At 73.4% G+C, this 21,926-nt stretch carries 17 protein-coding genes and 2 pseudogenes; 4 read left to right on the forward strand and 15 right to left on the reverse strand.

Annotation, left to right across the window (positions count from 1 at the left end):
* Window positions 1-59: 59 nt before the first annotated feature.
* The 3 genes and pseudogenes from ACPXCS_RS00850 to ACPXCS_RS00860 form a co-directional block, all read right to left on the reverse strand.
* Window positions 60-197, reverse strand: a pseudogene (locus ACPXCS_RS00850) (hypothetical protein); the annotation flags it as partial.
* On the reverse strand, window positions 194-1,348 hold the full coding sequence (locus ACPXCS_RS00855; RefSeq protein ID WP_425945931.1) for an anhydro-N-acetylmuramic acid kinase: 1,155 nt from the start codon (window positions 1,346-1,348) through the stop codon (window positions 194-196). The gene ACPXCS_RS00855 and the pseudogene ACPXCS_RS00850, both read right to left, overlap by 4 nt.
* 136 nt (window positions 1,349-1,484) lie before the next feature.
* Window positions 1,485-2,786, reverse strand: a complete 1,302-nt coding sequence (locus ACPXCS_RS00860) for an MFS transporter (RefSeq protein WP_425945932.1) — start codon at window positions 2,784-2,786, stop codon at window positions 1,485-1,487.
* Between the two features lie 180 nt (window positions 2,787-2,966).
* On the opposite strand from ACPXCS_RS00860, the gene ACPXCS_RS00865 reads away from it, so the two are divergent.
* Window positions 2,967-5,651, forward strand: coding sequence for an ATP-binding protein (locus ACPXCS_RS00865; RefSeq protein WP_425945933.1), 2,685 nt, complete (start codon window positions 2,967-2,969; stop codon window positions 5,649-5,651).
* 18 nt (window positions 5,652-5,669) lie between these two features.
* On the opposite strand, the gene ACPXCS_RS00870 is transcribed toward ACPXCS_RS00865, so the two are convergent.
* The 8 genes and pseudogenes from ACPXCS_RS00870 to ACPXCS_RS00905 form a co-directional block, all read right to left on the reverse strand.
* A complete protein-coding gene (locus ACPXCS_RS00870) occupies window positions 5,670-6,461 on the reverse strand; it encodes an SDR family NAD(P)-dependent oxidoreductase (RefSeq protein ID WP_425945934.1) in 792 nt (263 codons plus the stop codon).
* Between the two features lie 64 nt (window positions 6,462-6,525).
* The gene (gene pcaD / locus ACPXCS_RS00875) at window positions 6,526-7,647 is read right to left on the reverse strand and encodes a 3-oxoadipate enol-lactonase (RefSeq protein WP_425945936.1); all 1,122 of its coding nucleotides are present in this window, start codon (window positions 7,645-7,647) and stop codon (window positions 6,526-6,528) included.
* Window positions 7,644-8,939: a 3-carboxy-cis,cis-muconate cycloisomerase gene (gene pcaB, locus ACPXCS_RS00880; protein WP_425945937.1), complete on the reverse strand. Its 1,296-nt coding sequence runs from the start codon at window positions 8,937-8,939 to the stop codon at window positions 7,644-7,646. Before pcaB ends, pcaD begins: the two co-directional genes overlap by 4 nt.
* Window positions 8,936-9,541 (reverse strand): protocatechuate 3,4-dioxygenase subunit alpha, encoded by a 606-nt coding sequence (pcaG, locus tag ACPXCS_RS00885; protein WP_425945938.1) that lies wholly within the window; start codon window positions 9,539-9,541, stop codon window positions 8,936-8,938. The genes pcaB and pcaG overlap by 4 nt, the downstream gene beginning before the upstream one ends.
* A 6-nt stretch (window positions 9,542-9,547) precedes the next feature.
* On the reverse strand, window positions 9,548-10,321 hold the full coding sequence (gene pcaH / locus ACPXCS_RS00890) for a protocatechuate 3,4-dioxygenase subunit beta (protein ID WP_425945939.1): 774 nt from the start codon (window positions 10,319-10,321) through the stop codon (window positions 9,548-9,550).
* Between the two features lie 67 nt (window positions 10,322-10,388).
* Window positions 10,389-10,493: pseudogene (locus ACPXCS_RS00895) on the reverse strand (acetyl-CoA acetyltransferase); the annotation flags it as partial.
* A complete protein-coding gene (locus tag ACPXCS_RS00900) occupies window positions 10,490-11,134 on the reverse strand; it encodes a CoA transferase subunit B (RefSeq protein ID WP_425945940.1) in 645 nt (214 codons plus the stop codon). The gene ACPXCS_RS00900 and the pseudogene ACPXCS_RS00895, both read right to left, overlap by 4 nt.
* The gene (locus ACPXCS_RS00905) at window positions 11,134-11,889 is read right to left on the reverse strand and encodes a CoA transferase subunit A (RefSeq protein ID WP_425945942.1); all 756 of its coding nucleotides are present in this window, start codon (window positions 11,887-11,889) and stop codon (window positions 11,134-11,136) included. Before ACPXCS_RS00905 ends, ACPXCS_RS00900 begins: the two co-directional genes overlap by 1 nt.
* Before the next feature lie 206 nt (window positions 11,890-12,095).
* On the opposite strand from ACPXCS_RS00905, the gene ACPXCS_RS00910 reads away from it, so the two are divergent.
* Window positions 12,096-12,560: a MarR family winged helix-turn-helix transcriptional regulator gene (locus tag ACPXCS_RS00910; RefSeq protein WP_425945943.1), complete on the forward strand. Its 465-nt coding sequence runs from the start codon at window positions 12,096-12,098 to the stop codon at window positions 12,558-12,560.
* Between the two features lie 14 nt (window positions 12,561-12,574).
* On the opposite strand, the gene ACPXCS_RS00915 is transcribed toward ACPXCS_RS00910, so the two are convergent.
* Entirely contained in the window at window positions 12,575-13,561 is a 987-nt protein-coding gene (locus tag ACPXCS_RS00915; protein ID WP_425945945.1) for a DUF3048 domain-containing protein, read from the reverse strand.
* A gap of 199 nt (window positions 13,562-13,760) precedes the next feature.
* On the opposite strand from ACPXCS_RS00915, the gene ACPXCS_RS00920 reads away from it, so the two are divergent.
* Window positions 13,761-14,951 carry a zinc-dependent alcohol dehydrogenase gene (locus ACPXCS_RS00920; protein WP_425945946.1) on the forward strand — a complete coding sequence of 397 codons (1,191 nt, stop codon included), beginning with the start codon at window positions 13,761-13,763 and terminating at the stop codon, window positions 14,949-14,951.
* A 12-nt stretch (window positions 14,952-14,963) separates the two neighbouring features.
* Here the strand turns inward: ACPXCS_RS00920 and ACPXCS_RS00925 are convergent, their stop codons facing one another.
* Window positions 14,964-16,028, reverse strand: coding sequence for an ATP-dependent DNA ligase (locus tag ACPXCS_RS00925; RefSeq protein WP_425945947.1), 1,065 nt, complete (start codon window positions 16,026-16,028; stop codon window positions 14,964-14,966).
* Window positions 16,029-16,101: 73 nt separating this feature from the next.
* On the opposite strand from ACPXCS_RS00925, the gene ligD reads away from it, so the two are divergent.
* Window positions 16,102-17,130, forward strand: coding sequence for a non-homologous end-joining DNA ligase (gene ligD, locus ACPXCS_RS00930; protein ID WP_425945948.1), 1,029 nt, complete (start codon window positions 16,102-16,104; stop codon window positions 17,128-17,130).
* Here the strand turns inward: ligD and ACPXCS_RS00935 are convergent.
* Together ACPXCS_RS00935 and ACPXCS_RS00940 are read right to left on the reverse strand one after the other, a co-directional pair.
* Entirely contained in the window at window positions 17,117-19,291 is a 2,175-nt protein-coding gene (locus ACPXCS_RS00935) for an OmpL47-type beta-barrel domain-containing protein (protein ID WP_425946112.1), read from the reverse strand. The two genes, ligD and ACPXCS_RS00935, sit on opposite strands and share 14 nt — an antisense overlap.
* 14 nt (window positions 19,292-19,305) lie before the next feature.
* Window positions 19,306-21,783 (reverse strand): ThuA domain-containing protein, encoded by a 2,478-nt coding sequence (locus ACPXCS_RS00940; protein WP_425945949.1) that lies wholly within the window; start codon window positions 21,781-21,783, stop codon window positions 19,306-19,308.
* Between the last annotated feature and the right edge of the window lie 143 nt (window positions 21,784-21,926).

Below are 21,926 nucleotides of genomic sequence, written 5' to 3' on the forward strand. Positions count from 1 at the left end.
GCGGGGCCCCCGGCCCCGGGGTGCTCCTTCGGGCGGATGTGGGGCGTCCACGCCCTGCCGTCCCACCAGCGCTCGGTGGCGGGGCCGTCCGCTGTCTGTCCGGGGTCCGGGTACCACCCGGGAGGAGTCTCGCGCGTCATGCCCCCACCGTATGAGGCAACGGTGAAAGAGGCATGAGAGGCCCCGGGCCCGATCATCCCAGCAGCAGCCGCACCGGCCGTCGCGCCGCCGGGGGCGGAAGCCGCAGCCCGCCCTCGCCCGGCGTCACCGACCCCAGCACCCGCGGACCCCGCGCCCCCGTGCTCGCCGGCTCCGCCCCCGGCAGGCCGTGCACCGTGAGGAACCCCAGCACCGCGAACGCGTACGCCTCCTTCGCGTCCGACGGCAGCCCCAACTCGTCCGACGCGCGCAGGGGTACCCCCTCCAGTCGTCGCGCGAGCATCCGCGTCAGCACCGGGTTGCGCGTGCCCCCGCCCGAGGCGATGACCTCCGTCGCACCCACCGACCGCACCGCGTCCGCCACCGTCCGTGCCGTCAGCATGGTCAGGGTGGCCACGACGTCCTCGGCCGGCAGCGTCCCGAACCCGGCCAGCGCGTCCCGCAGATGACCGAGGTGGAACAGCTCCCGGCCCGTCGTCTTGGGCGGGGGCAGCGCGTAGTACGGCTCCCGCAGCAGCCGCTCCAGCAGCGGCCCGTGCACCCGGCCGCGCGCGGCCAGGGCCCCGTCCTCGTCACAGGCCAGGGCACCGCCGCTGAAACCGCGGGCCGCCGCGTCGATCAGGGCGCAGCCCGGCCCCGTGTCGAAGGCCGTCCCGTCGGGCGCGGTGAGGTTGGCGACACCACCGATGTTGAGCGCGACGGGCCGCCCGGGCCGGCCGCGCAGCCACAGCAGGTCGACCAGGCCGACCAGCGGCGCCCCCTGCCCGCCGGCGGCGATGTCGCGCGGCCGGAAGTCGGCGGCCACGGGCAGCCCGGTCGCCTCGGCGATCCAGGCCGGCTGCCCCAGCTGCAGCGTGCCGTGCACCGCCGCCCCCTCGACCCAGTGGTAGACCGTCTGCCCGTGCGAGGCGACCAACTCGGCGCGTGAACAGCAGAGTTCACGGTCGGCCCGGACGGCGGCGGCCGCGAAGGCCTGCCCGATCCGGGTGTCCAGGCGGCACACCTCGGCCAGGGTGGTCGTCCCGGGCGGCAGCGCGCCGGCCAGCGCCTCGCGCACGGCCTCGTCGTACCGCTCGCTCACCATGCCGAGCGGCTTCAGCACCAGGCTGTCGCCGGCCAGGCAGATATCGGCCGCCGCCGCGTCGATCGCGTCGTACGACGTGCCGGACATCAGACCGATCACCCGCATCCGCTCACCACCCTCGTCCGCTCGGCACGGCCGTCCGCCCACCGGCCGCATCCGTCGTGACCCGCATCCGTCGTGACCCGCATCCGTCGTGACCCGCATCCGCCGTCACCCTCCTCCGCTCGGCACGGCCGTCCGCTCACCCGGCCCGGTCCGCCACCGCCGCCCTGTCCGGCGCACCGGCCCGCCCTCCGGGCAGCAGCGCGAGCACGCTCACCGCGCACGTCCCCGCCGCGTAGTACGCCGGGATGTCCACGCTGCCCGTCCGCTCGATCGTCTCCGTGATGATGAGGCCCGCGCAGCCCGAGAACACCGCGTTGGACAGCGCGTAGGCGAGCCCCAGGCCCGTGTAGCGCACCCGGGCCGGGAACATCTCCGACAGCATCGCCGGACCCGGGCCCGCCATCAGTCCCACCACCGCTCCCGCACCGAACACCGCCGCACCTTTCACGGTGTTGGAGACGCCCGGCTCCTGCAGAAGGTCGAGCAGCGGCACCGCGAGGACCACGACCAGCGCCGCCCCCGTCAGCATCACCGCCCGCCGCCCCACCCGGTCGCTGAGCAGCCCGGCCGGGAGGATCGTGACGGCGAAGCCGAGATTCGCCAGCACGGTGGCGACCAGCGCCTGCTGGAAGGTCGCACCCAGCGAACTCTGCAGGTACGACGGCAGCACGACGAGGAAGGTGTAACCGGCCGCGGCCCAGCCCATGATCCGCCCGGCGCCCAATGCGACGGCCCGCGCGACCTCGCGCCCGGGCGGTGCCCGCAGCGACCGCTGCGCCTCGAACTCCGGCGTCTCGTCCAGCCGCAGCCGCAGCCACAGCGCCCCCAGCCCCAGCGGCAGGGTCAGCAGGAACGGCAGCCGCCAGCCCCACGCACCGAGTTGCTGAGCCGTCAGCACCGTGGCGAGCAGCGCCGCCACGCCCGCGCCCGCCAGCAGCCCGAGCGCCACCGTGAACGACTGCCATGACCCGTACAGCCCGCGCCGGCCGGGCGGGGCGGACTCCGTCATCACCGACACCGCACCGCCGAACTCCCCGCCGGCCGACAGCCCTTGCACCACCCGCAGGAAGGTCAGCAGCCACGGGGCCAGGGCGCCCGCCTGCGCGTGGGTCGGCAGCGCGCCGATCAGTGCCGTCGCCACCGTCATCAGCGTGATCACCAGGACCAGCACGGGGCGCCGCCCGACCCGGTCACCGAGACGGCCGAAAAGCGCCGCTCCGACGGGACGGAAGAAGAACGCGAGCGCGAACGAGGCGTACGTGCGCACCAGACCCTCGGCCTCGATGCCGCCCTCCGGTGTGAAGAACCGCGCGGCGATGATCGTCGCGAAGTAGCCGTAGACGCCGAACTCGTACCACTCGATGAGGTTGCCCACCGACCCGGCGACCAGCGCCCGTCGGCCCCGCCGAGTGTCCCGGTCGCGGTGAATGTGCGTCACCTCCCTTGCAATTGCACGCCGTTGACGTGAAGACGGCTGGTGACGGCCCGGGCGCGTCGTCCGGACGCACCCGGTGTCACCCGTCACGGCAACAGGTGCCCCGACCATCCTCCACTCAGGCAATCGGACGGCTACGCTCGACGTCTGTACGTCGTTCGGGCGACTTGGGGAGGTAGCGGGATGACGGAGGTACGGCCACCGGCCGCCGCCTCGGCTTCCCTGTGGGAGCGTGACGAGGAAGTCGCCGCCGTCACACGGGCGGTCGACAGCCTGTGCGCGGACCGCTCCTCGACCGGCGGGCTCATGGTCTTCTGCGGCGAGGCCGGACTCGGCAAGACGGCGCTGCTGGCCGAAACCCGCCGCATCGCCGAGGCACGCGGCTGCACGGTCTGGTCGGCCCGCGGCGGCGAGACCCTCAGGTCGGTCCCCTTCAACGTGGTACGGCAGCTGCTGCAGCCGGCCCTGGTGTCGATGCTGCCGGAGGAGGCCCGCGAGTACCTCGGCGACTGGTACGACATCGCCGGACCCGCCCTCGGCATAGCGGACCCCGGTGACCGGCAGGCCGACCCGCAGGGCGTGTGCGACGGCCTGGTCGCGGCCGTGCGGCGGCTCTCCCGCCGGGACTGGCCCCTGGTGCTGCTGATCGACGACGCCCACTGGGCCGACCAGGAGACCCTGCACTGGCTCGCCGGACTGGCCGGGCGCCTGGACGAGATGTCCGTCCTGGTCGTGGTCACCCACCGCCCGGGCGACCTCACCGGCGCGAGCGCCCGCCACCTGGACACCGTGGCGGCCGCCGCCGACGGCCCCGTGGCCACCCTGAGCGCCCTCACCCCGGACGCGACGGCCGGGCTCACCCGGGCCACCCTCGGCCGGCACGCGGACGCCGCGTTCTGCCGCGAGGTCTGGGCCGTCACCGCCGGCAACCCCTACGAGGCCGTCGAACTCCTCGCCCGGGTGCAGGACAGCGAACTCGAACCGGTCGAGGCCCGGGCCGGAGAGCTGCGCGAGCTGAACCGCTCGGCCCGCGGCGGCGGTCTCGTGGCCCGGCTGGAGGAACTCGGCATCGACGCGACCAGGTTCGCCTGGGCCGCCGCCATCCTCGGCACCGGCATCTCCGTCGACCTGGTCGCCAAACTGGCCACGCTCAGGCCCAAGGACGCCCGCCGCTGCGCCGAACTGCTGCGCACCGCCCGCATCCTGACCGCACCGGACCCCGCCACCGGCCGCGGTGCCGAGGGCGACCTGGAGTTCGTCCACCCGCTCATCGCCACCGCCGTCTACAACTCCATCCCCGACGCCCTGCGCACCGCCATGCACGGCATCGCCGCCCGCATCGTCACCGACGAGGGACACGGCGCCGCGGCCGCCGCCCGGCACCTGCTGGAGGTGCACCCGGACGACGACGAGGAACTCGTCGGGCAACTGCGCGAGGCCGCCCGCGAACACCTCGCCGTCGGCGCCCCGGACGCCGCCCGCCGCTGCCTGGAACGGGCCCTGGAGGAACCGCCCCGGCCCGAGTCGCACCCGCACGTGCTCTACGAACTGGCCGAGGCCACGTTCCTGACCGCGCCCGCCCGCACGATCGGCCATCTGCGCACCGCGCTGTCCATGCCCGGACTCGACGGCGACCAGCGGGTGGACGCCGTCTTCCGGCTCTCCCAGGCGCTCCTGCACAACGACCAGCTGGAGGAGGCGGTCCGCACGGTCGAGGCGGAGGCCGCCCGCCTCGGGCCCGGGCCCGCCCGGATGCGGCTGCAGGCCGTCCACTTCATGTGGGAGGGCATCCACGCCGGGGAGGCCACCTCGCCCGGCCGCTCCCAGCGCCTGGCCGAGCTCGCGGCCACCTGCACCGGCCGGGACAACTCCGAACGCGCGCTGCTGATCCTGCGCGGCTTCGACGCCCTGATGCACGGCGAGAACGCCGAGGAGGTCGCCGAGCTGTGCGACCGCGCCCTCGTCAACGGCCGGCTGGCGCCGGGCCTCGGCTGGACCGACACCGAGTGGGGCATCGAACTGCTGCTGATGCTGGCCAACGCCTACGGGTTCACCGACCGCCTCGACCGCGCCGAGACCCTCTACAACGAGGCCCTGCGCGCCTACGAGACGGCCGGCTGGAGCGGCGGCCACCTGGCCCTGGCCCACGCCTACGTCGGGCTCGGCCACCGCAGGCGCGGCCGCCTGAAGGAGGCGGAGGCCTCCCTGCGCGAGTCGCTGCGCCTCGCCGAACGCGTCGGCCGCGGCCTGCCCCTGTACTGGTCGGCGACCTGCAACCTCGTCGACACGCTCCTCGCCCGCGGCCGGGTCGAGGAGGCCTGGGACGTCGCCGAGCGGTACGGCTTCGCCCCGCCCTACCCGTCCACGATCGTCCTGCCCGACCCGCGGTCGGTGCGCGGCCGGCTGCTGCTGGCCGTCGGCCGCACCAAGGACGGCATCAACGAACTGGAGGCCGCCGAGAAGGCGGCGGCCGCGCGCGGGCACCACAACCCGGTGCTCGTCCCCTGGGCGACGGACCTCGCCCGCGCCCTCAGCACGGAGGACCCGGCCCGTGCCGCCCGGCTCGCCGTCGACGTCCGCCGCCAGGCCGAACGGTTCGGCACGGACACCGCCATAGGAGAGGCCCTGCGCTGCGCCGCCGCCCTGGAGACCGGCCAGCGCGCGGTCCGGCTCCTGGCCCGGGCCGTCACCTACCTGGAGGCCTCGCCCTGCCAGTACGAGCACGCGGCGGCGCGCGTCGAGTACGGCATCGCCGCCCGCTCGGCGGCCGACCTCCGGCGCGGCCTGGACCTGGCGGTCTCCTGCGGCGCGGACGGACTGGCGGCGCGGGCGCGCGCGGAACTGGCGACGGGCGCCGGCCTGCGGTGACCACCCCGCCCGGGTGACTCAGACGCGGACCAGCTGGTCCGTCACCGCCGCCAGCCGGGCCCGCACGGCCGGGTCGTAGGCCGCCTCGTGGGCCCGTGCCGGGCGCGTCCCGTCGAAGTAGCGGCCGGTGCCCGCGTCCCGCGTGGCCAGGGCCAGCAGGGCGGCCGCCCCGTCGGCGACGGTGTTCCAGGGCGTGACGCCCGCCTCGCGCACCATCGCCGTGTCCATGTAGGTCGCCGGGTGCAGCACGTTCACGGTGACGCCGGTGCCCCGCAGCTCCTCGGCGAGGGCGAAGGTGTGCGCGGCGAGCGCGAACTTGCTGCGGCGGTACGCCGCGGTCCCGTCGTAGCCGCGGCCCGACTCGGGGTCGTCGAAGTCGGGCGGCTCCTGCCCGGCCGAGCCGACGTTGACGATCCGGGCCGGCGCGTTCGCCCGCAGCACGGGCAGCAGCGCCCGGGTCAGCACGACCGGCGCGAGGTAGTTGACCGCGAGCCGCAGCTCGTGCCCGTCGGCGCTCAGCTCACGGCCCGCACCAGGCGCCCCGGAACCCACCCCCGCGTTGTTGACCAGCACGTCGAGGTCCGGATGCGCGTCGGCGACCCGCGCGGCCAGCTCGCGCACCCGGTCCAGGGAGGCGAGGTCCGCGACGAACGCCTCGGCGTCGCCCTCGGCGCGCAGCTCCCCGGCCAGCCGCTCGGCGCGCTCCGCGTCCCGGCCGTGGACGAGGACGACGTGCCCGGCGCGGACCAGTCCGGCGGCGGCGTACCGGCCGAGCCCGGAGGTGGCGCCGGTGATCAGGATGGTGGACATGCCCCCACCGTAGGCACGCCGGCCGGAGCCGGGCGAGCTGCTGCCGGGCGTACGACCGGCAGGGTCACCCTCCCGTGCCCTCCTGCTCCGCCAGCACCCGCTGGGCCGTCGCGAACGCCGAGTTGGCCGCCGGGACCCCGCAGTACACCGCCGTCTGGAGCAGTACCGCGCCGATCTCCTCGGGGGTGAGCCCGTTGCGGCGGGCCGCCCGGACGTGCAGGGCCAGCTCGTCGTGGTGGCCGTGCGCGACCAGCGCGGTGAGGGTGATCATGCTGCGCTCGCGGCGCGACAGCGTCGGGTCGGTCCAGATCTCGCCCCAGGCGTAGCGCGAGATGAAGTCCTGGAAGCGCGCGGTGAAGGGCGTCTGCCGGGACTGCGCCCGGTCCACGTGCGGGTCGCCGAGCACCTCGCGCCGCACCTCCATGCCACGCCCCGCCGGCCGGCCCAGGTGGGAGCGCAGCGCGGCCAGCACCTCCTCGGGGCGCTCGGCGGGCGCCAGGTGCGAGGCGCCGGGGATCTCCACCAGCGCCGCGTCCGGCACCGCGTCGGCGATCTCCCGCAGATGCGCCGGCGGTGTCGCCGGATCCTCGCGGCCGGCGACCAGCAGGGTGGGCAGGGCGATCTCCGGCAGCCGGTCCCGCAGATCGAACGCGGCGAGCGCGTCACAGCAGGCGGCGTACGCCTCCGGGTCGGCCCGGCGGTGGTCCGCCACCAGTTCCGGCACGGTGAACCCGGGCGTGAACCAGCGCGCGTCGGCGCCGTCGGCCAGCTCGGCCAGCCCTTCCCGCCGCACCCGCGCGGCCCGGTCGCGCCACGCCTGCGCCCCGCCGAAGTGCGCCGACGAGCAGATCACGGCCAGCGAGGAGAGCCGCTCGGGGTGGTGCACCGCCAGCTGCAGCCCCACCGCCCCGCCCAGGGACACCCCCGCGTACGCGAACCGCTCGACGCCGAGCGAGTCGGCGAGTGCCAGCACCAGGCCGGCCAGGTCGCCCACCGTGGCGCCCGCCGTGAGCAGACCGGCCGGCGAACGGCCGTGCCCCGGCAGGTCCCAGCGGACCACGCGATGGGTGACCGACAGCTCCGGCGCCACCTTGTCCCACAGGGCGCCGGAGGTGCCGAGCGAGGGTCCGAGCAGCAGCGGGGGAGCGGAGGCGGGGCCTTCGGCACGGTGATGCAGCAGGGTCAACGTCGCTCCAGGGCACGGTCGGTGAGGACTCCGGCGGAGCCCGTGTAGTGCGTGGGGTCGAGGTCGGCGTCCGCGAGTTCCGGTGCGTCGGCGAGCGGACGCCCCTCGGCGGCCAGCCGGGTCAGCAGTTCCTTGGCCCGGGCGCGGCCCAGCACGTCGGCCAGTTCGGCGGACAGCCGCTCGGAGACGATCGCCCCGCCGGTCAGGTCCAGGTGGGCGCGCATGGCCTCGGGCCTGACCCGCAGGCCCTCGGCCAGTTCGGAGGTGTCCCGGGCGGCGCCGCCGGCCAGCCGCAGCAGGTCCCGCAGCGGCTCCCACTCGGCGTGCCAGGCCCCGGCGGGGCGTTCGTCCTCCGCCGCCATCGCCCCGTACAGCGTGGCCGCGAGCTGCGGGGCCCGCCGGGCGGCGGCGGCGACGAGGGTGGACCGCACCGGGTTCGCCTTGTGCGGCATGGCGGACGAACCGCCGCCGCTGCCCTCCGCGACCTCGGCGATCTCGGTGCGCGACAGGGTTAGGACATCTACGGCGATCTTGCCGAGGGCGCCCGCGGTGAAGGCCAGGCACCCGGCGAGGTCCGCGACGGGCGTGCGCAGCGTGTGCCAGGGCAACTCCGGCGCGCGCAGTCCCAGTTCGCGGGCGTACGCCACCGGCAGCGCGGTCGGATCGCTCGCGCCGTACGCGCCGAAGGCCGCCAGCGTGCCCGCGGCTCCGCCGAGTTGGACGGGCAGCGCGTCCCGCACGGCGCTCACCCGGTCCCGTGCGTCGAGCACCAGCGACCGCCATCCGGCGGCCTTCAGGCCGAACGTCGTCGGCACGGCGTGCTGGGTGAGCGTCCGCCCCGGCAGCGCCGTGCCGCGGTGCCCGGCGGCCAGCCGGGCCAGGGCCCGTTCGGTGCGCCCGAGGTCGGCGAGGACGACGTCCAGGGTGCGCGCGGCGACCAGCATGGCCGCGGTGTCGAGGATGTCCTGGCTGGTCGCGCCCCGGTGGACGTAGGCGCCGAAGGGGTCGCCGACGGCCTTCGTCAGCTCCGCGACCAGGGGGATGACCGGGTTGCCCCCGGTCCGCGCCCGGGCCGCCAGGGACCGTACGTCGAAGGCGCCGGAGCGGGCCGCCTCGGTCACCGCGCCGGCCGCCTCGGCCGGCGCCAGTCCCAGCGCCGCCTGGGCGCGGGTCAGCGCGGCCTCCGCGTCGAGCAGGGCCCGCAGGTACGCGTCGTCGCCGGTCGCGGCAGCAGCCTGCGAGCCGGCCCATCCGGGCGCGAGCAGACCGGGGTCGCCGGGGGGAGATGTCACTGGAACTCCAGGAAGACCGTCTCGCCTTCGCCCTGAAGGCGGATGTCGAAACGGTACGTGCCGTCCGGTTCCCCGGCGGCGATCAGCGTGTCGCGCCGCCCGTCCGGCACCCGGGACAGCAGCGGATCGGCCGCGAGGGCGGCGGCGTCGCCCGGCAGGTAGATCCGGGTGTACAGATGCACCAGCAGCCCGCGCGCGAAGACGCACACACTCAGGTACGGGGCGCTGCGCCCGCGCGCACCGGGCCGCAGCGTCCGCGCGTACCAGTGGCCGTTCGCGTCGGTCTGGATGCGCCCCCAGCCCGTGAACTCCACGCCGTTGCGCCCCAGGAAGCCGCCCGAGGCCGGGTCGCGCCGCATCGAGCCGTCGGCGGTGGGCAGGTTGCCCCGCGGGTCCGGGCCCCACAGCTCGATCAGCGCGTCGGGCAGCGGCGCGCCCGCGCCGTCGGTGACGTACCCGTGCACGGTGATGGTGTCCGGGTGCCCGGCGGGCGCGATGTCCTCGCCGCCGCGGAACGGCAGGGCGTGGCCGTAGAACGGCCCGACGGTGTGCGAGGGCGTGGGCAGCACGTTCTCGGGACGGCTGGTGTCGATCCTCGTCATGGCAGCTCAGCGTCCTTCTTCGATCCAGGTGGCCCGGGGGCCGTCCAGCACGATGTCCCAGTGGTAGCCCAGGGAGAACTCCGGCACCGACAGGCTGTGGTCGTACGTCGCGACCAGCCGCTGCCGGGCCGCGTCGTCGGTCACCGACTGGATGATCGGGTCGTAGGGGAACAGCGGGTCGCTCGGGAAGTACATCTGCGTCACCAGGCGCTGGGTGAACGCCGTGCCGAAGAGCGAGAAGTGGATGTGCGCGGGCCGCCAGGCGTTGAGGTGCTGGCGCCACGGGTACGGGCCGGGCTGGATGGTGGTGAAGTGGTAGCGGCCCAGGTCGTCGGTGAGGGTGCGGCCCACACCGGTGAAGTTCGGGTCCAGCGGGGCGTCGTGCTGCTCGCGCTGGTGGGCGTAGCGGCCCGCCGCGTTGGCCTGCCAGATCTCCACGAGCTGGCCGCGCACCGGGCGGCCGTCCCGGTCCAGCAGCCGGCCGGAGACGGTGATGCGCTCACCGATCGGCTCGCCGTCGTGCTGCCGGGTGAGATCGTTGTCGATCTCGGTGACGTCCCGCTCGCCGAAGGCCGGGGAGGCCAGCTCCACCAGCTCCGGGTCCTGGCTCACGTCGATCGTGACGGGCGGCTGCTCGGGGTGCCGGAGCACCGAGGAGCGGTACGGCGCGTAGTCGCGGCGCGGCTGGTGCTCGACGGGACCCCCGCCGGCGAGCCGCTTGTCGTAGGCGGCGCGCTCGGCCGCGATCTCCTGGTCGATGTCGTGCTGCGTGAGAGTCATGGAAGTCCCTGGGGTACGTGAACTCTTCTTGATGTGCGGCTCCGCCGCGTGCGGCCCGCCGAGGAGCGCGGATCGCGTGGGCGGCCAGGTCGTCGGGGCGCACGCCGGCCAGCCCGCCGTTGTAGCGGCCGATCGGGGTGCGGACCGCGTCGACGAGGTAGACGGCCTTCACTTCAGGCCCTCCGGCACGGTGAGTTCGGCGGCGGTCCGGGCGGCGATGTCGGCGGCGCCCACGCCCGGCGCGGTCTCCACCAGGACGAGGCCGCCGTCGGTGACGTCGAGAACGCCGAGGTCGGTGATGATCCGGTTCACGCAGCCCTTGCCGGTCAGTGGCAGGGTGCACTCGGCGAGGATCTTCGGTGCGCCGTCCTTCGCGGTGTGGGTCATGACGACCACGACCGTGCGGGCGCCGTGCACGAGGTCCATCGCCCCGCCGATGCCGGTGACCAGCTTGCCGGGGACGGCCCAGTTGGCGAGGTCGCCCCGCTGCGACACCTGCATCGCGCCCAGCACGGCGACGTCGATGTGCCCGCCCCGGATCATCGAGAAGGACAGGGCCGAGTCGAAGAACGACGCGCCCGGCAGCACCGTCACCGTCTCCTTCCCGGCGTTGATCAGGTCCGGGTCGACGGCGTCCTCGGTGGGGTAGGGGCCGGTACCGAGGATGCCGTTCTCGGATTCGAGGACGACCTCGACGCCCTCGGGGAGGTGATTCGGGATGAGGGTGGGCAGGCCGATGCCGAGGTTGACGTACTGGCCGTCCCGCAGCTCCCGGGCCGCCCGCGCGGCCATCTCCTCGCGCGTCCAGGCCATCAGGACCTCACCGTCCGCTGCTCGATCTTCTTGTCCGCCGCCTGCTCGGGGGTGAGCGCCAGCACCCGCTGCACGAAGATCCCCGGCAGGTGCACCGCGTCCGGGTCGATCGCGCCGGGCTCCACCAGCTCCTCCACCTCGGCGATCGTCACGCGCCCGGCCATCGCGGCCAGCGGGTTGAAGTTCCGGGCGGACTTGCTGAAGACCAGGTTGCCGTGCCGGTCGCCTCGGGCGGCCCGGACCAGGGCGAAGTCGGTGCGGATGCCGCGCTCCAGCACGTATGCGGTGCCGTCGAACTCGCGGACCTCCTTGGGCGGCGAGGCCAGCGCGACCCCGCCCTGCCCGTCGTAGCGCCACGGCAGCCCGCCGTCGGCGACCTGCGTGCCCACCCCGGCGGGCGTGTAGAAGGCGGGGATCCCGGCGCCGCCGGCCCGCAGCCGCTCGGCCAGCGTGCCCTGCGGGATCAGCTCGACCTCCAGCTCCCCGGCCAGGTACTGCCGGGCGAACTCCTTGTTGGCGCCGATGTAGGAACCCGTCACCCGGGCGATCCGGCCGGCGGCCAGCAGGACGGCGAGGCCCGACTCCATGGCCCCGCAGTTGTTGGAGACCACCGACAGCCCGGACACCCGGCGCTCGTGCAGTGCCTCGATCAGTACGTTCGGCACCCCGCTGAGCCCGAAACCGCCCACCGCGAGCGACGCGCCGTCCGGCACGTCGGCCACCGCCTCCAGGGCCGTGTCGACCACCTTGTCCATCCGGGAAGCCCCATCTCTTCCGCGCGACCCGACCCAAATAGTCAGGGCACTGAGTATTTCCGCGAGTCGTTTCTCACGCTGCCACCGGGACGCGAGGGCGTCAAGACCCCGTTCTGTCAGGCTACTGTCGTCTGCACGGGCGGCAGACAGCTGCGCGGTGGTCGCCTATTGTTCAGTGCACCGACGAAATCGACCGAGGGGTGCACATGGCGGCGGCGGACCTCACCACCCATCCCGGGCACCTGGCCCGGCGGCTCCAGCAGGCGCACTACCTGCTGTGGAACGCGATGGTCTCCGAGGAGATCACCTCGCCCCAGTACGCGGTCCTCAACACGCTCGTCGACGAGCCCGGCCTGGACCAGCGCACGGTGGGGGAGCGGGTCGGGCTCGACCGGTCCACCGTCGCCGAGGTGGTCAGCCGGCTCAGCCGGCGCGGGCTGCTCGACAAGGTCCGCGACCCGCAGGACGGCCGCCGCTCCCTGCTGCGCCTCACGGACGAGGGGGCGCGCACGCACCGCAGGCTGACCCTGCGCACCGCCCGGATGAACCAGGTCTTCCTCGCCCCGCTGACCGCCGACGAGCGGACGGTGTTCTTCGACCTCGTCCGGCGGGTGGCGGACGCGGCCGAGGGCCTGCGCCACCCCGAGGAGCCCGTGGCCACGCCCCGCTGAGGGGCGAGGGCCGGTCAGGAGGCCTGGGCGTACACCACCCACACCTGGCCCGGCGCGAAGTTCACCGGGGAGCCGTCGCCGGTGGTGAACGCGGTGCCGTCGGTGGCCTGCGGGCGCTTCCAGACCGCCTCCCAGGCCCGGCCGTCGCGCAGCACGGTCGCCTTCCCCGCGCCCACCGTCTCGGTGTACGGCGAGGTGTTGCCGAGGAAGTCCCGGAAGCCGGACGCGCGGACCTTCACGTACTGCACGACGACGGTCGCCGCCGTCATCCGCTCGCCGCCCGCGGTGGTGGCGGGAGCGCCGTCCATGCCGACCAGCCAGCGGTCCCGGTCGTCGGACCAGGTGAAGGTGAAGCGGGCCGCCGGGTAGCGCACGGTCCGTGAGGTCGTCGGCGCGCCCCCGGCCGGGGCGGAGCCGTAGCGGAAGCCGGTGGTCAGGGCCGCCCGGCCCGGCGCCTCGGGCACGATCCGCCCGGGCCGCAGGAAGAGGTTGTGCGGGGCGGCCCGGTCGCTGCCGCGGTAGAAGGCGTCGGGGGCGTCGGAGGGCGTCACCGCCCTCAGTGGCGCCTCGTCGATCAGCGGCAGGAGCTTCTTCTGCGCGCCGGAGAACACCAGCGTGGGCCGCTGGAACTGGCGCAGCAGCTCCAGATCGGACTCACGGGCGCTGCGCACCGGTCCGACGGTGTTCGGAACCCGCGTCGCGTACACCGCCATCAGCCGGCTCAGCCCGCCCTCGACCTGCTCCACGTAGACCACGTCGGCGGCGTCGACGCCGGTGTGCGGACGCGCCGAGGCCGCGTTGTCGAGCTTGACCGCGAGCGCGGCGGGGCCGGTCGCGGAGGGCGAGGCGCCGCGCTCCGAGGCGCCCGACGATCCCCGTCCGTCGTCGGGGGTGCCGCCCCCGCCGGTGCAGCCCGCCGCCAGGGCCGCCGTCACCGTGACGGCCAGCAGTGTCGCCGTCGTCGCGGCACGCCGTCCGCGCGCCCTTCGTCCCTTGCCCACCGTCGCCACCGCGCCACCCGTCGTCGATGTGTCTTGATTGTGCGCTTATCTGACCATCCACGACCAGACCTGTTCGTCGCTGACGGGAGGGTGTCCCGGCGGCGTCCGTCGATCGGCGCAAAGGTTCAGCGCGGGGCGCTCGGGTACCCGGACCGCGCCGACCGATGGACGCGCATGCCGACGGAGGGAGCGCGCAGCGATGAGGGCAGTGACCTGGCAGGGCAAACGGGATGTGCGGGTGGAGAACGTGCCCGATCCGAGCATCCAGGAACCGACGGACGCGATCATCCGCATCACCTCCAGTGGCCTGTGCGGATCCGACCTGCACCTGTACGAGGTGCTCACGCCGTTCATGACCCCGGGCGACATCCTCGGCCACGAGCCCATGGGCATCGTCGAGGAGGTCGGCGCGGGCGTCCCGGACCTCCAGGTGGGTGACCGGGTCGTCGTCCCGTTCCAGATCGCCTGCGGCAACTGCTGGATGTGCCTGACCGGCCTGCCCACCCAGTGCGAGACCACCCAGGTCACCGGGGAGGGCATGGGTGCCGCCCTGTTCGGCTACACCCGGCTCTACGGCGCGGTGCCGGGCGCCCAGGCCGAGTACCTGCGGGTCCCGCAGGCGCAGTTCGGCCCGATCAAGGTTCCCGAGGGCCCGCCCGACGACCGCTTCGTGTACCTGTCCGACGTGCTGCCCACCGCCTGGCAGGCCGTCGCCTACGCCGACGTCCCGCAGGGCGGCAGCATCGCGGTGCTCGGCCTCGGACCCATCGGCGACATGGCCTGCCGGGTCGCCCAGGTGAAGGGCGCCGGACGCGTGTTCGGCATCGACCTGGTCCCGGAGCGGCTGGCCCGGGCCCGCGCACGGGGCGTGGAGACCTTCGACCTGCGGTCCTTCGACGACGAGAAGGAACTCGTCGGCGCGATCCGCGACCAGACCGACGGCCGCGGCCCCGACGCCGTGATCGACGCGGTGGGCACCGAGGCCCACGGCAGCGCGGTGGCCCGGCTGGTGCAGAACACCGCCGCCCTGCTGCCGCGCAAGCTGAGCGGTCCGATGTCCGAGCGCTTCAGCGTCGACCGGCTCGGCGCCCTCTACACCGCCATCGACCTGGTGCGCCGCGGCGGCACCATCTCGCTCTCCGGCGTCTACGGCGGCATGGCCGACCCGATGCCGATGCTCACCCTGTTCGACAAGCAGGTGCAGATGCGGATGGGCCAGGCGAACGTGCGCCGCTGGAGCGACGAGATCATCCCGTACCTCACCGACGAGGACCCGCTGGGCGTGGACGACTTCGCCACCCACCGGGTGCCGCTGTCCGAGGCGCCGCACGCGTACGAGATGTTCCAGCGCAAGCAGGACGGCGCGGTCAAGATCCTGATGCAGCCCTGAGCGGCCCCGGCCTCACGCGCCGAGGATCTCCGCGAGGTCGTAGCGGACCGGCTCCTCCAGCTGCGCGTACGTGCAGCTGGAGGGGGTCCGGTCCGGGCGCCAGCGGCGGAAACGGGCGGTGTGCCGGAAGCGCTGCCCGTTCTCCATGTGGTCGTAGGCCACCTCGGCCACCCGCTCCGGCCGCAGCGGCACCCACGACAGGTCCTTCCGGCCCGACCAGCGGCTCGGCGCACCCGGCAGCCGCGCCGACGCGTGGGCGGCCTCGTCGGACCAGGCCGCCCAGGGGTGGCCGGAGACGTCGTCCATGCGCAGCGGCTCCAGCTCCCCGACCAGCTCGGCCCGGCGCTTCATCGTGAAGGCCGCGCACACGCCCACGTGCTGCAACGCGCCCCGGTCGTCGTGCAGGCCGAGCAGCAGCGAGCCCACCACCGGGCCGCTCTTGTGCAGCCGGTACCCGGCGACGACGACGTCCGCCGTCCGCTCGTGCTTGATCTTGAACATGGCCCGTTCGTCCGGTCGGTAGCGCCCGCCGGGCGGCTTGGCGACGACACCGTCCAGCCCCGCCCCCTCGTACTGCTCGAACCAGCGCCGCGCCACCTCGATGTCCGTGGTCGCCGGCGCGAGGTGCACCGGCGCCGTCACCCCGGACAGCGCCTCGGCCAGCCGCTCCCGCCGCTCGGTCAGCGGGGCGTTCATCAGCGACTCGTCACCGAGGGCCAGCAGGTCGAAGGCGACGAGCGAGGCCGGTGTCCGCTCCGCCAGGGTCCGCACCCGCGAGTCCGCCGGGTGGATCCGCTCCGACAGCGCGTCGAAGTCCAGATGTCCCTCCCGCGCGATCACGATCTCCCCGTCCACCACGCACCGCTCGGGCAACCGCTCCCGCACAGCCGCCACGAGTTCGGGGAAATACCTGGTCAGGGGCTTCCCGTTACGGCTCCCGAGCTCGACCTCGTCCCCGTCGCGGAACACGATCGCCCGGAACCCGTCCCATTTCGCCTCGTAGTGCATGTCCGCGGGGATCGCCGCCACGGACTTGGCGAGCATCGGCAGGACAGGGGGCATCACCGGCAGATCCATGGCTCGATTCTGCGCGCGCCCGGGCTGATACGCCCGATGTGCGAGGTATGCGGGCTACGCCTACCGTGACGACATGGGTGACGCGGTGGAACTGGAGGTCGGCGGCCGGACCGTGCGGCTGTCCAGCCCTGACAAGGTCTTCTTTCCCGAGCGCGGTTTCACCAAGCTGGACCTCGCCCGCTACTACATCGCCGTGGGCCCCGGCATCCTGCGCGCCCTGCGCGACCGGCCGACCACCCTGGAGCGCTACCCCGAGGGCGTCACGGGGGAGAACTTCTTCCAGAAGCGGGCGCCGAAGAACATGCCCGGCTGGATCCCGACCGCGCACATCACCTTCCCCAGCGGCCGCAGCGCCGACGAGATGTGCCCCACCGAGGCCGGCGCGGTGGTGTGGGCCGCCCAGTTCGGCACGCTCACCTTCCACCCCTGGCCGGTCCGCCGCGACGACGTCGACCACCCCGACGAACTGCGCATCGACCTCGACCCGCAACCCGGCACCGACTACGACGACGCCGCCCGTGCCGCCCACGAACTACGCGCCGTCCTCGATGAGTTCGGCGGACTGCGCGGCTTCCCCAAGACCTCCGGCGGCCGGGGCCTGCATGTGTTCGTGCCCATCGAGCCGCGCTGGACCTTCACCCAGGTGCGGCGCGCCGCCATCGCCGTCGGCCGGGAGATGGAACGGCGGATGCCGGAGCAGGTGACCATCAAGTGGTGGAAGGAGGAGCGCGGCGAGCGCATCTTCCTCGACTACAACCAGACCGCCCGCGACCGCACGATCGCCTCCGCCTACTCGGTACGGCCCCGCCCGCACGCCCCCGTCTCCGCGCCCCTGCGCTGGGAGGAGGTCGGGGTGGCACACCCGCGGGACTTCGATCTCGCGACCATGCCCGCGCGCTTCGCCGAACTCGGCGACGTGCACGCGGACATGGACGAGCGGCGCTATTCCCTCGAAGCCCTGCTCGACCTCGCCCGCCGCGACGAACACGACCACGGTCTTGGCGACCTGCCGTACCCGCCCGAGTATCCGAAGATGCCGGGGGAGCCCAGACGGGTACAGCCGAGCAGGGCGCGCAAGCAGGCCCCTCCTACAACTCCTTGATCCGGATGTCGCGGAACGAGACCACGTCCGTCGTGCCGTGCACCTGGAGCCCGATGTAACCGGAGGCGAACCGCCGCCCGTCCGTGCCCGGGTCGTCCGCGCGGGGCGGGGTGAACTCCTGGCCACCGGTGTTGTCGAACTCGTTGATCAGCACGCCGTTGCGGAACACCGAGTAGTGCTGGCCCTCCACCCGGATCTCGTAGTCGTTCCAGGTGCCCTTCTGCGTCACGCCGGCACCCGCCAGGCCCACGCGGTCGAAGCCGTAGACCGAGCCGGTCTTGTACATGTCGCCGTCCGGGCGGTCGAGCACCTGCACCTCGTGCCCGTACTTGATGGCGACCCACTCGGGCCGGGACTCCTCCGGGTGGTCGTGGACCCACGGGAAGCGCACGAACACACCGGAGTTGGTGTTGCCCGTGCCCGGGGCGTCGTCGCGCCACTGCAGCTTCAGCGAGAAGTCGCCGTACTTGCGCTGCGGGAACCACAGCATGCCCATCCCCGGGGTGGTGGTGCTGGAGGTGATCGTGCCGTCCGCGTTCAGCCCGAACGAACCGCCGCCCACCTGCTGCCACTTGGCCAGGGACGCCGCGCTGCCGTCGAAGAGCGACCGGTAGCCCTCGGTCTGCCCCGGCTTGCCGATGCCCGACTGGCGGGCGGCCTTGCGGATGGCGTTGTACTCCCGCTGGTCGACGACCCCTTCCTTCAGCAGGGCGTCGAGGACGGACGTCACGTGCTTGAGGAACAGCGCGTGGGACGTCCACTCCTTCTCGTCCTCGATCAGCTCGCCGATCCGGCACCGGTTGTCGGTGACCCGGTTGCGCACCCCCGAGTCGATGGTGCCGACGAACACCGTCAGCCGCTCGTCGTACTCGGGGCAGTCCGGCGCCGGGACGCCGCCGGAGACGACCGTGAAGGTGACCGTCCGGGCCGCCGAGGTGTTGCCCGCCTTGTCGGTCGCCCGGTACGCCACGCTGTGCGCGCCCGCCCGGTCGACCACCACCGGGGCGGTGTACGCCAGGTACGGACCGCCGTCCAGCGAGTACTCGATCCGCTCGACGCCCGAGCCGTGCGCGTCGCTCGCCGTGACGGTCACCCGGGCGCTGTTGACGTACGCCCCGTCGGAGTTCTTCGTGCCCTCGACGGTCACGCCCGTCACCGGCGGGGTGGTGTCCTGCGGCGGCGCCGCGGCCACCGTGAACCGCACGCTCTTCTCCGCCGCCACGTTGCCCGCCTTGTCGGTGGCGCGGTAGCGGACGGTGTGCTCGCCCACCTGGTGCACCATCACGGGCGCGGTGTAGGGCTGCCAGGCGCCGGAGCCGATCGCGTACTCGATCGTGTTGACCCCGGAGCCGGTGTCGGAGGCGGAGACGGTGACCGTCGCCATGTCGATGTACGCCCCGTCCGCATCGCGCTCGCCGGTCACCGTCGCCGAGGTCTCCGGCGCGGTGGTGTCGTCCGACTGCGGCGCCACCACCGTGAACGCGGTGCTCTTCTCGGCGGACACGTTGCCCGCCTTGTCGAACGCCCGGTAGCGGACCGTGTGCGTGCCGACCTGGTCCACCACGACCGGCGTGGTGTACGGCTGCCAGGCACCCGCCTCGCCGAGCGCGTACTCGATCCGGTCGACACCGGACCCGCCCTCGTCCGTGGCGTGCAGCGCCACGCTCGCGGAGCCGACGTACTCGCCCTGCGTGTTCTGTGTGCCGCTCACGTGCGCCGACGCCTCGGGCGCCGTGGTGTCCTCGCCCGTGCCCTCGGTCACCGTGAGGATGCCCTGCATCTGGCCGTGGCCGGGGATGGTGCAGTGGTAGAAGTACCGGCCCGGCGTGAGCGTGACCTGGGCGGTGTGCTTGCCGCCCTGGGCGTCGTTCGGGTTGGCCAGGATGTTGAGCTGCACGTCGTTGTTGAACTCGGGATCGCTGGTCACGAACGTCAGCGTGTGCGGCATGCCCGTGGTGTTGCCGGTGGCCGCGCTGTTCTCGAAGACGATCGTGGCCTGGCCGGCGACCGCCGTCTTCGGGGCCGACAGGTACTTGTCGATGTCGTTGCCGGCCGTCCAGGTGAGCACCTGTTCGGCGGCCGGCGCCTGTGCCTGCCCGGCGGCGGGCATCGCCTGCACGCCGAGCATCACGAGCAGGGCGGCCAGCAGGGCGGCCCACATCCTCCGGTGCCGGATCACTCGGTCCCCCTCGCCAGCTGACCGGCGGCCGGGGTCGGCCCGCCGCCCTTGTAGACGACCCGCCACAGGGCCGACTTGGAGTCGGAGGTGAAGAAGCCGCGCCCGTAGTCGAGGACGTACAGCGCGCCGTCCGGACCGAACTTCCAGTCCATCAGGTTCTTGATGCCGTCGTTGCCGATCGGCACGATCTTCTTCAGCGACTCCGCGTGCACCGGCAGACCGCCGTCTCCTTGCGTCTTCGGGTCCATGAGCACCGCGTGGCGCGGCTGGTCGGCGTCGTAGAAGTCACCGACGAACCACTTGCCGTCCCAGTAGGCCGGCCACTTGACGGTGCTGTCGGCCGCGACCGCGCCGGACCGGTACACCGGCCCGTTCATGGCCGCCTGGCCGCCGCCCTTGAGCCAGGGCAGCTTGTACGTGGCCTCCTCCGGCTTGTAGGAGGGGACCCCGTTCGCGTCCCGCGGGTAGTCCGGGGCGCCGCCCGACGGCGAGTACCAGATGTTGTTGCCGGTCACCGGCGGCAGGTTGACCAGGCCGTCGTTGTTCGGCGACTCGTTCTTCGGGTGGTCGCAGTCGTACCAGCCCAGCGGCTTGGACGGATCCGGCAGATTGCGGTCGCGGTAGGGCTGCTTGTTGCCCATGCAGTAGGGCCAGCCGCGGTTGCCCGCCTTCGTGATGGCGGCGAACGTGTCGTACTTGGCCGGACCCCAGGTGGTCGAGGGCGAGCCCGCGTCCGGTCCCACCCAGCCCGCGTAGAGCACGTCGGTCGACTGGTCGACGAAGATACGGGCGGGGTTCCTGACCCCCATCACGTAGATCTCGCCGCGTGTCTTGCCGCCGCCCTCGTCGGTCTCCTTGCCGGTGAAGAGGTTGCCCTCGGGCAGGGTGTACGTGCCGTCCGGCTCCGGGTGGATGCGCAGGATCTTGCCGTTGAGGTTGTTGGTGTTGCCGGCCGTGCGGCGCGCGTCCGCGAAGGAGACGCCCTTGTAGTTCGGCTCCGGGTTGTTGCCCGAGTAACCGCCGCTGAAGCCGCTGGAGTTGTTGTCACCGGTGGCGATGTACAGGTTGCCCTTGGAGTCCCAGGCCATCCCGCCGCCCGCGTGGCAGCAACTGTGGATCTGCACCGGCCACTTGAGGAGCACCTTCTCGCTGGACAGGTCCAGCTTGCCGGTGCCCTGGTCGTAGGTGAACCGCGAGACCCGCCGCTCCGCCATCCGCGTGTCGCGGTTGATCGCCGCGTGCGGCGTGTAGTGCAGGTAGACCCAGCCGTTCCGGGCGAACTGCGGGTCCAGCTCGATGCCGAGCAGGCCCTCCTCGACCTTGACCAGTTCGTCGCCGCCGCCCTTGTTGCCGAAGACGGTCAGCGCGCCGGCGAGGGTGACCTGCTTGGTCCTGGGGTCGTAGACGTGGATCTCGCCCCTGCCCTTGCCGATGTCGGGGTTGTTCCAGTCGGTGATCACCGGCTGCGAGGAGTCGGCGCCGCCCCGCCCGATGTAGAAGACGCGACCGTCGGGCGCGGTGACCAGTCCGTGCGGTTCGCCGATCTGGTCGTTCTGCCCCGGCTGGTTGGGCTTGGTCAGCCGCTCCGCCGCGTAGTTGGCGTTGATGGTCGCCTTGCAGTCGGCCTGCTCCAGCCGGGTGGTCCACATCAGCGCACCGCGCAGGTGCGCCCGGAAGTCGACCTCGTCGTACGACGACACCGTGCCGCCCATGCCCGTGTAGAAGGAGCGGCCGCCGTCGTAGTCCCGGCACCAGCTGACCGGGTGGTCCGAGCCGTTGGCGCCCGTGCCCGGCTGGTACGTCGACTCCCGCACCCGGGCCACGGTGTGGACGTCGCCCGAGGGGTTCTTCACCCAGTTCAGCCACTTGTCCGGGCGCTTCCACTGCACCGGCAGGTCCTTGGTGGCCGGGTGCCGGCGGTCGCCGACCTCCACGGTCGCCCGCTGCACCGCCGCCGGGCCGGCTGCGGCCGGGCGGGCCCCCACCAGACCGGTGAACCAGTCGGAGTACGGCTCCGCGCGCGCCGCGTCATGGATGCCGACGAACCCGCCGCCGGCCTCCATGTAGGCCTCCAGGCCCGCCTCCTGCTCCGGTTCGAGGACGTCGCCCCCGCCGGTCAGGAACACGATCGCGTTGAAGCGGCCGAGCCTGGTCTCGTCGGTGAACACCGAGGCGTCGCCGGTCGCCTGGACCTTGAAGCGGCGGTCGGCCGGGCCGGACAGCCCGATGTCCTCGATGGCCTCGATGGCGGCGTTCACCACCGGCGACTCCTCGCCTGCCGCCGAGCCGTGGAAGATCAGCACCCGTACGTTCGCGCCGCCCGGTGGCGACTTGATCGACATCGTTGTCAAGGATGGGTCCGGATATGGACGCGCACTCGCTGTGGGGCCCGACAGCAGCCCGGCGGTCACGACACCGGCGGCCACGGAGGCCGCCCAGACGCGTCTCTTCTTGCTCAGCCCTCGTAAGTGCATGGGCACCTCCTCGGTCACGGCGACACCGCCAAGGAAGCTAAACCCCTTTGCCCAAGACGCCAATACCTATGACCGGGATGGCACCAACTTTGTCTTGAGTGTGGATAAACGCCGGCGCGGCCGGTACCGTCTCACCGGTTCAT

This window comes from Streptomyces sp. DT190, assembly GCF_049846985.1.
Taxonomy (GTDB): Bacteria; Actinomycetota; Actinomycetes; order Streptomycetales; family Streptomycetaceae; genus Streptomyces.

Bases quoted from the DNA above. Each gene is read 5' to 3' on its own strand.
- ACPXCS_RS00855 (WP_425945931.1), bottom strand. From the start codon at position 1,348: ATGCGGGTGATCGGTCTGATGTCCGGCACGTCGTACGACGCGATCGAC.
- ACPXCS_RS00865 (WP_425945933.1), top strand. From the start codon at position 2,967: ATGACGGAGGTACGGCCACCGGCCGCCGCCTCGGCTTCCCTGTGGGAG.
- ACPXCS_RS00870 (WP_425945934.1), bottom strand. From the start codon at position 6,461: ATGTCCACCATCCTGATCACCGGCGCCACCTCCGGGCTCGGCCGGTAC.
- pcaG (WP_425945938.1), bottom strand. From the start codon at position 9,541: ATGACGAGGATCGACACCAGCCGTCCCGAGAACGTGCTGCCCACGCCC.
- pcaH (WP_425945939.1), bottom strand. From the start codon at position 10,321: ATGACTCTCACGCAGCACGACATCGACCAGGAGATCGCGGCCGAGCGC.
- ACPXCS_RS00900 (WP_425945940.1), bottom strand. From the start codon at position 11,134: ATGGCCTGGACGCGCGAGGAGATGGCCGCGCGGGCGGCCCGGGAGCTG.
- ACPXCS_RS00905 (WP_425945942.1), bottom strand. From the start codon at position 11,889: ATGGACAAGGTGGTCGACACGGCCCTGGAGGCGGTGGCCGACGTGCCG.
- ACPXCS_RS00910 (WP_425945943.1), top strand. From the start codon at position 12,096: ATGGCGGCGGCGGACCTCACCACCCATCCCGGGCACCTGGCCCGGCGG.
- ACPXCS_RS00920 (WP_425945946.1), top strand. From the start codon at position 13,761: ATGAGGGCAGTGACCTGGCAGGGCAAACGGGATGTGCGGGTGGAGAAC.
- ACPXCS_RS00925 (WP_425945947.1), bottom strand. From the start codon at position 16,028: ATGGATCTGCCGGTGATGCCCCCTGTCCTGCCGATGCTCGCCAAGTCC.
- ligD (WP_425945948.1), top strand. From the start codon at position 16,102: ATGGGTGACGCGGTGGAACTGGAGGTCGGCGGCCGGACCGTGCGGCTG.
- ACPXCS_RS00935 (WP_425946112.1), bottom strand. From the start codon at position 19,291: ATGTGGGCCGCCCTGCTGGCCGCCCTGCTCGTGATGCTCGGCGTGCAG.
- ACPXCS_RS00940 (WP_425945949.1), bottom strand. From the start codon at position 21,783: ATGCACTTACGAGGGCTGAGCAAGAAGAGACGCGTCTGGGCGGCCTCC.